The 13,526-nt window shown below is 69.5% G+C and carries 10 protein-coding genes and 1 riboswitch; of the genes, 3 read left to right on the top strand and 7 right to left on the bottom strand.

What is annotated here, in order from left to right:
• Positions 1-7: 7 nt before the first annotated feature.
• Positions 8-1,123, bottom strand: a complete 1,116-nt coding sequence (locus ACZ6YV_RS17730; protein WP_465510616.1) for a DICT sensory domain-containing protein — start codon at positions 1,121-1,123, stop codon at positions 8-10.
• Between the two features lie 146 nt (positions 1,124-1,269).
• On the opposite strand from ACZ6YV_RS17730, the gene ACZ6YV_RS17725 reads away from it, so the two are divergent.
• Both ACZ6YV_RS17725 and ACZ6YV_RS17720 read left to right on the top strand, forming a co-directional pair.
• The gene (locus ACZ6YV_RS17725) at positions 1,270-4,266 is read left to right on the top strand and encodes a DEAD/DEAH box helicase (RefSeq protein ID WP_465510615.1); all 2,997 of its coding nucleotides are present in this window, start codon (positions 1,270-1,272) and stop codon (positions 4,264-4,266) included.
• A complete protein-coding gene (locus tag ACZ6YV_RS17720; RefSeq protein WP_465510614.1) occupies positions 4,259-4,960 on the top strand; it encodes an SWIM zinc finger family protein in 702 nt (233 codons plus the stop codon). Before ACZ6YV_RS17725 ends, ACZ6YV_RS17720 begins: the two co-directional genes overlap by 8 nt.
• Here ACZ6YV_RS17720 and ACZ6YV_RS17715 read toward each other — a convergent pair.
• From ACZ6YV_RS17715 to ACZ6YV_RS17695, 5 genes are read right to left on the bottom strand one after another with little or no spacing between them, the layout of a single operon-like run.
• Positions 4,951-5,730 (bottom strand): enoyl-CoA hydratase, encoded by a 780-nt coding sequence (locus ACZ6YV_RS17715; RefSeq protein ID WP_465510613.1) that lies wholly within the window; start codon positions 5,728-5,730, stop codon positions 4,951-4,953. The two genes, ACZ6YV_RS17720 and ACZ6YV_RS17715, sit on opposite strands and share 10 nt — an antisense overlap.
• On the bottom strand, positions 5,727-6,614 hold the full coding sequence (gene mmsB / locus ACZ6YV_RS17710; protein WP_465510612.1) for a 3-hydroxyisobutyrate dehydrogenase: 888 nt from the start codon (positions 6,612-6,614) through the stop codon (positions 5,727-5,729). Before mmsB ends, ACZ6YV_RS17715 begins: the two co-directional genes overlap by 4 nt.
• Positions 6,611-7,645 (bottom strand): enoyl-CoA hydratase/isomerase family protein, encoded by a 1,035-nt coding sequence (locus ACZ6YV_RS17705; protein WP_465510611.1) that lies wholly within the window; start codon positions 7,643-7,645, stop codon positions 6,611-6,613. Before ACZ6YV_RS17705 ends, mmsB begins: the two co-directional genes overlap by 4 nt.
• On the bottom strand, positions 7,642-8,781 hold the full coding sequence (locus ACZ6YV_RS17700) for an acyl-CoA dehydrogenase family protein (RefSeq protein ID WP_465510610.1): 1,140 nt from the start codon (positions 8,779-8,781) through the stop codon (positions 7,642-7,644). Before ACZ6YV_RS17700 ends, ACZ6YV_RS17705 begins: the two co-directional genes overlap by 4 nt.
• A gap of 7 nt (positions 8,782-8,788) precedes the next feature.
• On the bottom strand, positions 8,789-10,288 hold the full coding sequence (locus ACZ6YV_RS17695; protein ID WP_465510609.1) for a CoA-acylating methylmalonate-semialdehyde dehydrogenase: 1,500 nt from the start codon (positions 10,286-10,288) through the stop codon (positions 8,789-8,791).
• Between the two features lie 158 nt (positions 10,289-10,446).
• Positions 10,447-10,632: riboswitch (cobalamin riboswitch) on the bottom strand.
• A gap of 166 nt (positions 10,633-10,798) precedes the next feature.
• Between ACZ6YV_RS17695 and ACZ6YV_RS17690 the strand changes: the two genes are divergently transcribed.
• The gene (locus ACZ6YV_RS17690; protein WP_465510608.1) at positions 10,799-12,457 is read left to right on the top strand and encodes a DUF885 domain-containing protein; all 1,659 of its coding nucleotides are present in this window, start codon (positions 10,799-10,801) and stop codon (positions 12,455-12,457) included.
• A gap of 44 nt (positions 12,458-12,501) precedes the next feature.
• Here ACZ6YV_RS17690 and ACZ6YV_RS17685 read toward each other — a convergent pair whose 3' ends face one another.
• Positions 12,502-13,464: an amidohydrolase family protein gene (locus tag ACZ6YV_RS17685; RefSeq protein ID WP_465510607.1), complete on the bottom strand. Its 963-nt coding sequence runs from the start codon at positions 13,462-13,464 to the stop codon at positions 12,502-12,504.
• Positions 13,465-13,526: the final 62 nt, after the last annotated feature.

Below are 13,526 nucleotides of genomic sequence, written 5' to 3'. Positions count from 1 at the left end.
GACCGTATCAGCGGAACCAGGGCGACCCGTTGCCGTTCGGCGTCGGGAGCATGCCGTGACTGGGCGGCCACAGCGCCGAGGTCGGCACCTTCTTCAGCTGCGAACGCAGGGAATTCACGGGCAGCGGCCGCTTCCGGGTGAGCATGGTCGTCGTCCGCGGATGCAGATCCACGAACGGGTAAGTGGTGTGGAGCGCGCCGAGCCGCCGTTCGAGGCGCAGGCTGCGTTCGGTCAGGTCGGCCGATTCGAGCGCGGGCTGGACGAGCAGGAATTCGGCGTTGCCGAGCCGGACCGCCCGGTCGAGCGGGCGGAGATCCTCGCGGATCAGATCCGCGATGTTCTGTTCGGTGTGCATCTTGACCCGGTTGCCGTGGCGCCGCCCGACCTCGTCGAGGTCGTCGACGGTGATCAGGATCAGGCCGAGCGGGACGGTGTCTGTCGACGCGCCCAGCCAGCCCGAGATCCCGGCCATGGTCGCCAGCCCGGTGTCGGGATCGGTCGCGAGGGCCGGTTCCTCCGGCTTCGACGGCGCCCGCCGCTCCAGCCGCCCGGCGAGATGGCGCAAAGCCGCTTCCGCGCGGTTCTCCACCGGCGCCGCGGCGGGGGTCGTCACACTCTTCAGGACCTCGTCGATCTTGATCCGCGCGGTGGGCGGAAGGCGATCGCCGAGCGCGTCGCGCAGCCGGACGACCTCGGCGTACGCCTCGTCGCGGCGGAAACCCCAGCGGCCCTGGAACCGCCGTGCCGCTTCGACGGACGTCGCCGACGGGTCGACGTCGTCGAGGTCCTGGGCGACGACCGAGCCCCCGAAGGTCGGGGTGAGCACCGCGACCGACCACTCGCGGGCGAGGTTCTCGTCGGAGCGCAGCAGCACCGGGGTCACGCCGTGCGGCAGATCGGGGCGCCCGGAGTCGACCATGCCGACGACGGTCACGGCCGCGCGCCGGGCGATCCTGGCGTAGACCTCGCGTTCCCGTTCGAAGTAGGGCAGGCGCTGGAAGAGCGCGAGAACGACCATGTTCTCGTCGGTGCCTTCGGCGAGTGCGGCTCTTTCCACGGCGTGTGAAGCGATCACCAGCGCGCGTTTGGACAGCACGCCGGCGCGTGCTTCTCCGTCGGTCATCGAATGGTCGCTTCCGTGTGGGGACTAGCTCCTCAGGCTAGAAGAGCGGGCGATCGCCGCCTAGCTACACGATGGTGTGACCCTCGCTGACCGGACGCTGATCGGCCCCGGGCATGCTGGAGGGACCAGACCGCGGAAGGGGGATCATGTCGCCACTCGTCGTGCACGGACTGTGGTCCCGAGGCCGCGGGATCGTGCTGTGGGGTGAACACGGCGACCGCCCGGCGACGACGTCGATGCGGCCGTCGAGCGCCGCCCGGCCGCATCCGTTCGCCGCGTCGGTCGCGGATCTGACCGCGCTGCACCCCGGCAAGCCGGCATCGGCCGTCCTGCTGCTGCCGTCGAGGCGCGGCGGTCCGGTCGCCTCGCCCGAGCTGGGCTCGCGCGGCCGCCCGCAGCAGGAACTGACGCTGGAACCCTGGTCGGTACCGGCGCTCCTGATCGACCCCTCCGAGCTGGGCGACCTGGCCGACACGGTCAGCTACGGCACCTCTGTCCGTCATCTCCGCGCGGTCGTCCGGCTGGCGGACGACCTGGTGCGCCGCGGCCGGGTGCTCCCGACGCTCGTGCGGAACGAGATCGTGGCGCGAGCGCGCTGGCGGCCGGTGGCCCGGGGCGGCGACGCTGTCGCGCTCCGGGCGCTGATCGCGGCCACCCCGCCGGTCGGCAGGGCCGAACACCCCGGACCGGATCCGTCGGCGCTCGTCACCGACGCGCTCCACACGCTGGTCGACGCCGCCGTCCGCGATCGCCTGGCCGCCGCAGGCCACGCGATCGAAAGCGACGGGCGTGAAGGGCCGTTCGGGGCGTGGTTCCACGCGCTGAAGAGCGCCGACGACCGGATCAGTCAAGCGCCGGGGCGGATGGGGATCGTCGCCGAAGGCATCGCGGCGTGGGACGAGGTCGGCGACACCGACCTCACCGAAGGCACGGTCTGCCTCAGACTCGACGAGGTTCCCACGCTGTACGGTCCTGCCGACGACCCGGACGACCAGACCGGCGACGGAACCAAGTGGCAGCTGCGTTTCCTCCTGCGTTCCGCAGCCGATCCCAGTCTCCTGCTCCCGGCCGAGGACGTCTGGTCCGGCAGCGCGGGCGCGAAGTTCACCGACCCCGAAGGCCTCTTCACCGCCGAGCTGGAGCGAGCCGCGGGAGTGCTGCCGATGCTCGGCCCGGCGGTCGAGGCCGAGAAGCCGGGCATCTACGACCTGACCGTCGCCGAAACCGTGGAGTTCCTCGACGGCGGCGCCGAACAGCTGGTCGCGGCCGGATTCGACGTCCAGCTCCCGGCGAGCTGGGGCGGCAGGCGGAAGCTCGCGCTCAAGCTGTCGGTCCGCGGTGCGCCCGTCGACCAGGCCGCCGTGCACCGGCTGGGCCGTCACCAGCTCGCTTCCTACCGCTGGGCGCTCGCTGTCGGGGAGGACGCCCTGACCGACGTGGAACTCGCCGGGCTCGCCGCCGCGAAGTCGTCGCTGGTGCGGCTTCGCGGCCGGTGGGTGAGCGTGGATCCCGAACTGCTGCGCGCCGGTCTCGAATACCTCCGCCGCGACGCGGACCGTGAGAAGCCGCCGCTGCCCACCCCGGCGGACCTGCTGGCCTTGCTCCACGGAGGCTTCGAAGCGCCCCTGCCGGTCACCGAGGTCACGACCGACGGCTGGATCGACGACTTCCTCGCCGGGCGTGTCCAGCGCACCATCGAGCCGGTCGAGCCGCCGCCGACGTTCCTCGCGACCCTGCGGCCGTACCAGAGCCGCGGCGTCGCCTGGCTTTCGTTCATGACGTCGATCGGGCTCGGTGCCTGCCTCGCCGACGACATGGGGCTCGGCAAGACCGTCCAGCTGCTCGCGCTGGAAGCGATCGAGCGGGCACAGGAGGACAGGGAGCCGACGCTGCTCGTCTGTCCGATGTCGCTGCTCGGGACGTGGCAGCGTGAAGCGGCCAAGTTCGCGCCGGAGCTGCGCGTGCACATCCATCACGGTGCCGATCGTGGTCACGCGCGCGTCGAGGGCGCGGACCTCGTCGTCACCACCTACTCGACCGCCGCCCGCGACGTCGACGAACTCGCGGGTATCCGGTGGCACCGGCTCGTGCTCGACGAGGCGCAGGCGGTCAAGAACCAGAACACCGGTCCGGCGCAGGCCCTGCGCCGGATCCCCGCCGGCCACCGGATCGCCCTGACCGGGACCCCGGTGGAAAACCGGCTCGCCGACCTGTGGTCGCTTTCGGATCTGCTCAACCCTGGCGTCCTCGGTGGCAGGCAGGAGTTCCGTGAGCGGTTCGAGGTGCCCATCGAACGCCGGGGCGACCTCACCGCGGCCACCGAGCTGCGCCGGCTCACCCGGCCGTTCCTGTTGCGGCGCCTCAAAACCGATCCCACCGTGCTCGCGGACCTGCCCGAGAAGATCGAGATCCTCCAGGAATACCGCCTCACCCGCGAACAGGTGACGCTGTACCGCGCGACCGTCGACGAGATGATGACCAAGATCGCCGACAGCGCCGGTGTCAAACGACGCGGCAACATTCTCGCGGCGATCACGAAGCTCAAGCAGATCTGCAACCACCCCGCGCATCTGCTGCACGACGGTTCGCCGATCGGAACCCGGTCCGGCAAGGTCAACCGGCTCGAAGAACTCCTGGCGGAGATCCTCGACTCGGGCGACCGCGCGCTGTGCTTCACCCAGTTCGCCGAGTTCGGGCACCTGCTCGTGCCGCATCTTTCGAGCAGGTTGAACGTGAAGATCGCCTTCCTGCACGGCGGGTTGTCGCAGCGGCGCCGTGACTCGATCGTCGAGCACTTCCAGTCGGGCGAAGGCCCGTCGATCCTGTTCGCGTCGCTGAAGACCGGGGGAGCGGGGCTGACGCTCACCGCCGCCACCCACGTCCTGCATCTCGACCGGTGGTGGAATCCGGCGGTCGAGGAACAGGCCACCGACCGTGCCTTCCGCATCGGCCAGCGGAACAGTGTCCAGGTGCGGAAGTTCGTCTGTCCCGGCACCATCGAGGAACGGATCGACGCCGTCATCACCAAGAAGGAAGCGCTCGCCGACCTCGTCGTCACCGACGGGGAAGACTGGCTGACGGAGCTGTCCACCGGCTCGTTGCGCGAGGTCTTCGCACTGGGACGGGAGGCTGCCGATGACTGAGGGATTCCGCCGGGCACTCGACGACCTCGGCGTCCACAAAGGACTGGTCCCGCCCTGCCGGGTCGACACCCTGACGATCGGTCCCGGTGCCGCCGTCGCCCAGGTGCGGGTGACACGGCAACGGTTCTACGAGGTCCGCATCGGTCTGCCGACGTTCGGCAAGCAGGTGTGGACGGCGGTCATCGCCGCCGTCGTCGCCGACGAAGCCACGACGACGGCCCTGCTCGACGGGCGGATCCCGGACGACATCGAACGCTTCTTCGCCGCCGAGCAGGTGCCGCTGTTTCCCGAGGCGGCGTGGGAACTGTCGCTGGACTGCACCTGCCCGGGCACGCGCGTCCCGTGCGATCACCTCGTCGCGGGGCTGATCGCGCTCGAGGAGGAAGCGGACCCGTTCGCCATCTTCGCCCTCCGCGGGCGCGATCGTGCGACGCTGCTCGAAGAGATCGGACGGCAGGCGGGCGCCCGCGTGACGGCTCCGGCGGCGGAAGACGAGGCGCCCGGCCTCGACGAGGTCATGGACGACTTCTTCGGCTGGGGCCCGGCCGGGGACGTCACGAACACGCGACGACCGCCGGCCGGTGACCCGCTGGGACTGCTCGACGAGGTCCCGCCACTGAAGTCCACAGTGGACGGAAAATCGGTCACCGCCCTGCTGCGACCGCTCTACCGGTCGCTCACCGGTCAGGAGTGAAGGAACTTCGGCTCGCGCTTCTCGGTGAACGCGGCCATGCCCTCCTTCTGGTCCTGGGTGGCGAAGGTGCCGTGGAACAGGCGCCGTTCGAACCGGAGCCCGTCGGCAAGACCGGACTCGAAGGCCTGGTTCACGGCTTCCTTGACCATCATCGCGGCGGGACGCGACATGCTCGCGATCTTCGCCGCCACGGCGAGAGCGTCGTCGAGCAGGCTTTCCGTCGGGACGACACGGGAGACGAGCCCTGACCGCTCGGCTTCGGCGGCGTCGATCATGCGGCCGGTGAGGCACAGGTCCATCGCCTTGGCCTTGCCGATCGCGCGGGTGAGCCGCTGGGAACCGCCCATGCCGGGGATGACGCCGAGGGTGATCTCCGGCTGGCCGAACTTGGCGTTCTCGGCCGCGATCAGGACGTCGCACATCATGGCCAGTTCGCAGCCGCCGCCGAGGGCGTACCCGGAGACCGCGGCGATCAGCGGGACACGGACCCGCGAAAGCGCGTCCCAGCCGGCGAACCAGTCGGCCGCGTAGACGTCGCTGAACGACTGCGGCTGCATCTCCTTGATGTCCGCGCCCGCCGCGAAGGCCTTGGCGGAGCCGGTGAGCACGATCGCGCCGACGTCGGGATCCTGGCCGAGTTCGCCCGCCGCCCCGGTGATGTCCCGCATGGCCTGCAGGTTCAATGCGTTGAGCGCCTTGGGCCGGTTGAGGGTGATCAGGGCGACGCGGTCGCCCGCCCGCTCGACGGTGATGGTCTCGTATTCGCTCATGCGGTGATTTCCTTGGTGAGGAGGCCGTCGCGGACGGCGGTGATGATGGCGGAGAAGTCCCGGCCGGGGCCGTCCCGTTCGACGAACGCCGCGTAGAGTTCCGCGGCCCTCGTGCCGAGCAGGGTGGCGACGTCGTTGTCTCTGGCCGCGGATTCGGCCAGGCGCAGGTCCTTCAGCATCAGGCCGCTGGCGAACCCGCCGGTGTAGTCCCGGTTGGCGGGGCTGGCCGGGACGGGGCCGGGCACCGGGCAGTTGGTGGTCAGCGCCCAGCACTGCCCGGATGCGGTCGAGGCGACGTCGAACAGCGCCTGCGGGGTGAGGCCGAGTTCCTCGCCGAGCGCGAAGGCCTCCGAGACGGCGATCATCGAGACGCCGAGGATCATGTTGTTGCAGATCTTCGCCGCCTGACCGGCGCCGGAGGATCCACAGTGGATCGCCCGGGCGCCCATGATGGCCAGGAACGGCTCCGCGGTGACGAACGCCTGCGAGTCGCCGCCGACCATGAAGGTCAGCGTTCCGGCTTCGGCACCGACCACACCGCCGGACACCGGGGCGTCGACGGCGCGGTGACCCGCCTCCAGGACCAGTCCGGCGGCTTGCCGCGCGTCGGCGACGTCGATGGTGGAGCAGTCGACGAACAGGGTCCCGGGCCGCGCGGACGGCAGGATCTCCCGGTAGCAGTCGAGGACGTGCCGGCCGCTGGGCAGCATCGTGATGACGACGTCCGCCGCCGCGACGGCCGCGCCCGCGCTGTCGAACCTGGCCACGCCGTCGGATCGTGTGCCGGGCGCCGGGTCGTAGCCGTGGACGGTCTCGCCGGACTTGACGAGGTTGGCGGCCATCGGACCGCCCATGTTGCCCAGGCCGAGGAAGGCGATCGTCATCGGGCCACCCCGTTCCATTCGGCGTCACCAAGATCGGCGAAATAGGCGTCGACGATCTTTTCGTCCACTTCGGACAGGACGGCGGGGGACCACTTCGGGGAGCGGTCCTTATCGATGATTTGCGCCCGGATGCCCTCGGCGAACTCGGCGGAGGAGAGCGCGCGGGTCGAGATCCGGAACTCCTGCGCCAGCACGGTTTCCAGGTCGGGCATCGCGGCCGCGGACCGGAGTGCCCGCAGGGTCACCTTCAGCGAGGTCGGCGACTTCGCCTCGATCTCCTTGGCGGCGGTGGCGGCGACGTCGCCACCGGCGTGGAGCCTGGTCAGGATCTCCTCGACGGTGTCGGCCGCGTAGCACTGGTCGATCCAGTCGGCGTCCTTGGCCAGCGTGCTCGGCGGCGCGGGTTCGGCGATCAGCTCCAGCGCGGTGTCCGGGGTCCGTGACGCGAGCGCGTCGAGCAGGTCCGGGATCTTCTCGCTGGAAACGAAGTGATCGGCGAGTCCACAGTGGATCGCGTCGGCGCCCGAGATCGACCCGGCGGTGAGCGCGATATGCGTCCCGAGTTCACCGGGCGCACGCGACAGCAGAAACGTGCCGCCGACGTCGGGGACGAAACCGATGCCGGTCTCGGGCATGCCGACGCGGGAGCGTTCGGTGACGATCCGGTGGCTGCCGTGCGCGGAGACGCCGACCCCGCCGCCCATGACGAGCCCGTCCATGAGCGCGAGATACGGCTTGGGGTAGCGCGAGATCAGCGCGTTCAGCCGGTATTCGTCGGCCCAGAACCGCAGAGAGGCGGTGCCGCCGGTGCGGGCGTCGTCGTAGATGGCGCGGATGTCGCCGCCCGCGCAGAGCCCGCGATCGCCGGCGCCGTCGATCAGCACGGCGCGGACGCCCGGGTCGGAACGCCAGGCTTCGAGGTGGTCGAGCATGGCGAGGACCATGTCGTGGTTCAGCGAGTTCAGCGCACGCGGCCGGTTCAGCGTGATCCGGCCGATTCCACTGTGGACGAGGAATTGGACGTCGTTCACGAGGCCTCCTGCAGCATCCGGCGCGAGATGATCACGCGCATGATTTCATTGGTCCCTTCGAGGATCTGATGCACCCGCAGATCGCGGACGATCTTCTCCAGCCCGTACTCGGCGAGGTAGCCGTAGCCGCCGTGCAGCTGCAGTGCCTGGTTGGCCACCTCGAACCCGGTGTCGGTGCAGAAGCGTTTGGCCATCGCCGAAAGCTGGGTCGCGGTGTCCTCACCGTGGTCGAGCGCGTCCGCGGCCCGCCAGAGCAGGGTGCGGGCGGCTTCGAGATCGGTGCGCATGTCGGCCAGCCGGAACTGCAACGCCTGCTTCTCGGACAGTTTCTCGCCGAACGCCGAACGCTCCGAGAGATGCCGGACGGCCATGCCGAGCGCGGCTTCGGCTCCACCGAGGGAGCAAGCCGAGATGTTGAGCCTGCCACCGTCCAATGCGGACATCGCGACGCGGAACCCGTTGCCTTCGCCGCCGAGCAACGCGGAAGCGGGAACGCGGGCGCCCTCGAAGATGACCTGCCGGGTGGGCTGGGCGTTCCAGCCCATCTTGATCTCGTTGGGGCCGAAAGAAACACCGGCCGTGTCCCGTTCGACGATGAACGCCGAGATCCCGCGCGCGCCGGGTCCGCCGGTGCGGGCGAGTACGACGTGGACGTCCGAGGTGCCCGCACCGGAGATGAACTGCTTGACCCCGTCGAGCACGTACTCGTCGCCCTCGCGGCGGGCGCGGGTGGAGAGCGCCGCCGCGTCGGAACCCGCGTCCGGTTCGGTGAGGCAGTAGCTGCCGAAAGTGTCCATGGTGGACATTCGAGGCAGGTATCGGTGACGCTGCACGTCGTCGCCGAACTTGTCGATCATGGTCGCGACCATGTTGTGGATGGAGATGTACGCGGCCAGCGACGGGCAGCCGGTGGCGAGTGCCTCGAAGACGAGGACGCCGTCGAGCCGCCCGAGCGCGGAGCCGCCGAGGTCTTCGGGCAGGTAGACGCCGCCCATGCCCAGCTGGGCGGCCTTGCGCAGGACGTCGACCGGGAAATGCTTGGCCTGGTCCCATTCGATCGCGTGCGGCGCGAGGTGTTCCGCGGCGAATTCCGCCGCGGTCTCGCGCAGGGCTCGCTGTTCGTCGGTCAGTCTCATCGCGGCCTCAGCTCATCGTCGGGATGACGAAGGAGGCGCCTTCCTTGGTGCCGGATGGCCAGCGCGAGGTGACCGTCTTGGTCTTGGTGTAGAAGCGGATCGAGTCCGGCCCGTGCTGGTTGAGGTCGCCGAAACCGGAACGCTTCCAGCCGCCGAAGGTGTGATAGGCGATCGGGACCGGGATGGGCACGTTGACCCCGACCATGCCGGTGTTCACCCGCGAGGTGAAGTCGCGGGCGGTGTCACCGTCGCGGGTGAAGATCGCGACGCCGTTGCCGTACTCGTGTTCGCTGGGCAGCCGCAGCGCCTCCTCGTAGTCGGCCGCGCGCACGATCGACAGCACCGGGCCGAATATCTCCTCGCGATAGATGCGCATGTCGGAGGTGACGTGGTCGAACAGGCAGCCGCCGAGGAAGAAGCCGTTCTCGTGACCATCCACAGTGGTCTCGCGACCGTCGACGAGCAGTTTCGCCCCCTCGGCGATGCCGATGTCGATGTAGTCGCGCACCCGCTGGACGGCTTCGGCGGTCACCAGCGGCCCGAAGTCGGCGGTCTCGTCGAGCGAGGCGCCGATCTTCAGCGTCTTGACTCGCTCGGTCAGCCGGGCGGCCAGCGCGTCGGCGGTGGCCTCACCGACCGGGACGGCGACCGAGATCGCCATGCAGCGCTCGCCCGCGGAACCGTAGCCGGCGCCGATCAGCGCGTCGACGACCTGGTCGAGATCGGCGTCCGGCATCACGATCATGTGGTTCTTGGCGCCACCGAAGCACTGTGCGCGCTTCCCGTGCGCGGCCGCGGTGGTGTAGATGTACTCGGCGATCGACGAGGAGCCGACGAAGCCGACAGCCTCGACACGGGGATCGGTGAGCAGCGCGTCGACGGCTTCCTTGTCGCCGTTGACCACGTTGAACACGCCCGGCGGCAGACCGGCTTCGAGGAAGAGTTCGGCCAGCCGCAGCGGGACCGACGGGTCGCGTTCGGAGGGCTTGAGCACGAACGCGTTCCCGCAGGCGATCGCCGGGGCGGCCTTCCACAGCGGGATCATCGCGGGGAAGTTGAACGGGGTGATCCCGGCGACCACGCCGAGCGGCTGCCGCATCGAGTAGACGTCGATGCCGGTGCCCGCGCTGTCGCTGTACTCGCCCTTGAGCAGGTGCGGGATGCCGATGGCGAACTCGACCACTTCGAGACCGCGCTGGATGTCACCGCGCGCGTCGGGCACGGTCTTGCCGTGTTCGGAGGAGAGCAGCCGGGCGAGGGAGTCTTCCTCGGCGCGGACGAGGTCGACGAACTTCATGAGGACCCGGGCGCGCCGCTGCGGGTTCCAGCGCGCCCATTCGAGCTGGGCCTGAGCGGCGTCGGTGACCACGGAGGCGACCTCGGCGGCCGACGCGAGCGGGACACGGGCCTGGACGGCGCCGCTGCTGGGATCGAAGACGTCGGCGAAGCGGCCGGAAGTCCCCGGTACCGGCTTGCCGCCGACGAAGTGACTGAGTTCGGTGCTCATGGATGCCCTTTCCGAAAGTACGCAGGACGAAGCCGCCCGAGGCCACGATCGGTGGCCGGGCAGGGGAGTACGGACGACTTACCGCCGGGGTGGTGGCGGGTCGGCGACTTTCGCGCAGGCAGGAAGAATCCGCATGCGTTCAGCTCCATCCTCGTGGACGAACGTGGACATCTGCGGCCGGTATCCTGGCTCCCGGATCCGCGGCGGCTCCGGCCTTCCCGGCTCGCGCCAGTGGCCTTCTCTACGGGAGCGCCGCTCCCCGGTCACAGTGGCGGGACCGCACCGGATTCTCACCGGCTTCCCTGCACCGCAGACCTGTGGACACCATAAAGTAGGAAGTCCGACTATGTCGAGGTTGTGGTGTACGCCTCAGGTGGGTGGAGGCGATCCACAGTGGACACGAACCGCCGTCGCGAACGCGTGCACCGGACCGGCCGAATGGGTGGTAGGCCTGGTCGGATAACGGAAAATCGGCAGCGGGAAACGGATCCGGTCTGGTAGTTGTCAGGTATGAGTGATGAGCCGACAGCGGCGGAGCTGGCCGACGAACTCCTCGACGTACTCGCGACCGAGATGCCGTTGATGGCGACCTTCGACAATATCGCCGGGCACGATCACGAGTTGCGGGACGTCTCCGAGGCCGGTGACGCCCGGCTGAGGGAACGGGCTGTCCGGATCGCCGGACACGCCGCCCGCTCCACGGATCCGGACCGGATCACGCTCGGCGTCGTCGCCCACCACGCGGAATCGCTCCTGACCAGGCTGGACGCACGGTTGAGCGAGTTCATCCTCGCCGACCCGATGGCCGCCGAAGGCATCGGGGCACTGTCCTGGCTTCCGCAGCTGGCACCGTCCGGGGAGCAGGCGGAGGAGGACTACCTGGCGAGGCTTTCAGCGTTCCCGGAGTTCTTCGCGGCTCTCGCCGACCGCCATCGCGCTGGGATCGAGGCAGGCCGGACCCCGGTGGAACGTGCGGTGCGCAACGCCGTCGACTACCTCGACCGGTTCCTGGCCGCTGAACCCAACCCGCTGGTCGTCCCGGCCCTGACCGGAGACCGCACGGCGCGGCGGGAGCGGCTGTTCACCGAAAAGGTGCGGCCGGCGCTCGTCGCCTACCGCGAGACGCTCGCCCGCGAGATCGCCGGACACGGCCGCCCCGACGACAAGCCGGGTCTTTGCCGGCTGGAGGGCGGCAAGGAAAGCTACGCGGGTCTGGTCAAGACGCACACCACCACCGGGGTCTCCGCGGAGGAGCTACACCGGATCGGCCTCGAAATAGGCCAGGCGCTCGACGAGGAGTACCGACGCCTCGGCGCCGCCGTGTTCGGCGAGGACGACCCCGTCGCGGTCCGGCGGCGGCTGCGCACCGATCCGTCGCTGCGCTGGCGAGACGCGGACGAGATGATCACGACGGCGACGGAAGCGGTCGCGCGGGCGACGGCCGCCGCTCCCGGCTGGTTCCGCCGGGTGCCGTCCGCCGAATGCGTCGTCCGTGCGGTGCCGGAAGCGGATGGCCCGTCCGCCGCCCAGGCGTACTACATGCCGCCCTCGGCCGACGGCAGCCGTCCCGGCGTCTACTCCACCAACGCCTACCAGGTGACCGAGCGGTTCCGGTTCATCGCCGAGTCCGTCGCCTTCCACGAAGCCGTTCCAGGACACCACTTCCAGGCTTGTGTGTCTTTCGAACTCGAAGGAGTGCCGCGGCTGCGCAAGCTCGTCCCGCTCTCGGCGTTCGACGAAGGCTGGGCGCTCTACACCGAACGGCTCGCCGACGAAATGGGCCTGTACTCCGACGACGTCATGCGGCTGGGCATGGTCGCGGAGGACTCCTTGCGCGCGGCACGGCTCGTCGTCGACACCGGGCTGCACGCCCTGGGCTGGACCAGGCAGCAATGCGTCGACTACCTCACCGAGCACTGCGTGCTCAGCGACGTCGAGGTGCGGTCCGAGACCGATCGCTATATCGAGTGGCCCGGCCAGGCCCTGTCGTACATGACGGGCAGGCTGGAGATCCAGCGTCTGCGCGCCCTTGCCGAGGAACGCCTGGGCGAGGCCTTCGACATCCGTGACTTCCACGACGTCGTGCTGAGGCACGGGCAGATTCCGCTGCCCGTGCTCGGCGACGTCCTGCGGGAGTGGGTGGAGCGGGTGCGTATGGGGCGAGAGTGACGATCACGAAGGTAGTGAAGGCCTCGCCCGCGTAACAATGGCACTTACTTGAGCTTCAGGAGCTTTTCGACGTTCCCGTGCGCGATCTTCTCGCGGTCCGCTTCGTCGATCGGCGCGGTCTTGAGCAGGTTCACCATGGGCTCGTTCGGGGTGTACGGGTGATCGACCGAGAAGATGATCCGGTCGGCCCCGAGCACGGCCAGCGCGCACTGCAGCGGCGGGAAGGTCGCGTAGCCGCTGGTGGTGATGTGCACGTTGGTCTTGAAGTAGTCCGCGACAGGCTGGCGAAGCTGCTCGTTGATCGGTGTCAGCACGACGTCGATCCGCGAAAGCGCGAACGGGATCATCTCGCCCATGTGGCCGATGATGATCTGCAGGTCCGGGTACTCGTCGAGGACACCGGAGACGATCAGCCGCAACAGGTGCACCGCCGTCTCCGAATGCCAGCCCCAGGCCGCCGTGGCGAGGTTGTCGGCCTGGAGGTCGGACAGGCCCGAGAAGTAGGCGTCCAGCACGGGTTTCGGCGGTAGCGCCGGATGCAGGTAGAGCGGGACCCGGAGCGATTCGGCGGCGGCGAGCACCGGCTGGAACGCCGCGTCGTCGAGAAAACGGCCCGTGGTGAGGCCGTTGAGCATCGCGCCCTTCAGCCCGAGTTCCTCGACGGCGCGGCGGAGTTCGTCGGCCGCGGCGTCCGGGGCTTGCAGCGGCAGAGCGGCGAAACCGGCGAATCGGTCGGGATGGTGGGAGATCGCGTCGGCCAGCGCGTCGTTCGCCTGGCCGGCCCGGTGCGCTTCCTCGGGCTTCAGCGCCTCCGCGCCGGGGACGGCGTGAGACAGGACCTGGACGTCGATGCCCGCCGCGTTCATGTCCGCGATCCGGCCGCGTCCGAGGTCACGGAGCTTCTTCCGGATGCCCACCATGATCGGGTGATCGCCCAGTTCACCCTCGCCTTCCTCGTTGTACAAGGTCGGATGGGTGAAATGCTCTTCGATGGCGATGACCTTCAACTCGATCCCTCCACGCGGACGATCACGGAATTCGTCGTCCAGTCTTCTCGTTTCGCGCGGAA

It is taken from the genome of Amycolatopsis sp. NPDC102522 (genome assembly GCF_055584485.1).
The sequence above is the reverse complement of the archived record's forward strand: the minus strand, read 5'-3'. Positions and strand labels throughout refer to the sequence as shown.

Coding starts and splice junctions, on each gene's coding strand:
- ACZ6YV_RS17730 (WP_465510616.1), bottom strand. CDS start 1,123: ATGACCGACGGAGAAGCACGCGCCGGCGTGCTGTCCAAACGCGCGCTG.
- ACZ6YV_RS17725 (WP_465510615.1), top strand. CDS start 1,270: ATGTCGCCACTCGTCGTGCACGGACTGTGGTCCCGAGGCCGCGGGATC.
- ACZ6YV_RS17720 (WP_465510614.1), top strand. CDS start 4,259: ATGACTGAGGGATTCCGCCGGGCACTCGACGACCTCGGCGTCCACAAA.
- ACZ6YV_RS17715 (WP_465510613.1), bottom strand. CDS start 5,730: ATGAGCGAATACGAGACCATCACCGTCGAGCGGGCGGGCGACCGCGTC.
- mmsB (WP_465510612.1), bottom strand. CDS start 6,614: ATGACGATCGCCTTCCTCGGCCTGGGCAACATGGGCGGTCCGATGGCC.
- ACZ6YV_RS17700 (WP_465510610.1), bottom strand. CDS start 8,781: ATGAGACTGACCGACGAACAGCGAGCCCTGCGCGAGACCGCGGCGGAA.
- ACZ6YV_RS17695 (WP_465510609.1), bottom strand. CDS start 10,288: ATGAGCACCGAACTCAGTCACTTCGTCGGCGGCAAGCCGGTACCGGGG.
- ACZ6YV_RS17690 (WP_465510608.1), top strand. CDS start 10,799: ATGAGTGATGAGCCGACAGCGGCGGAGCTGGCCGACGAACTCCTCGAC.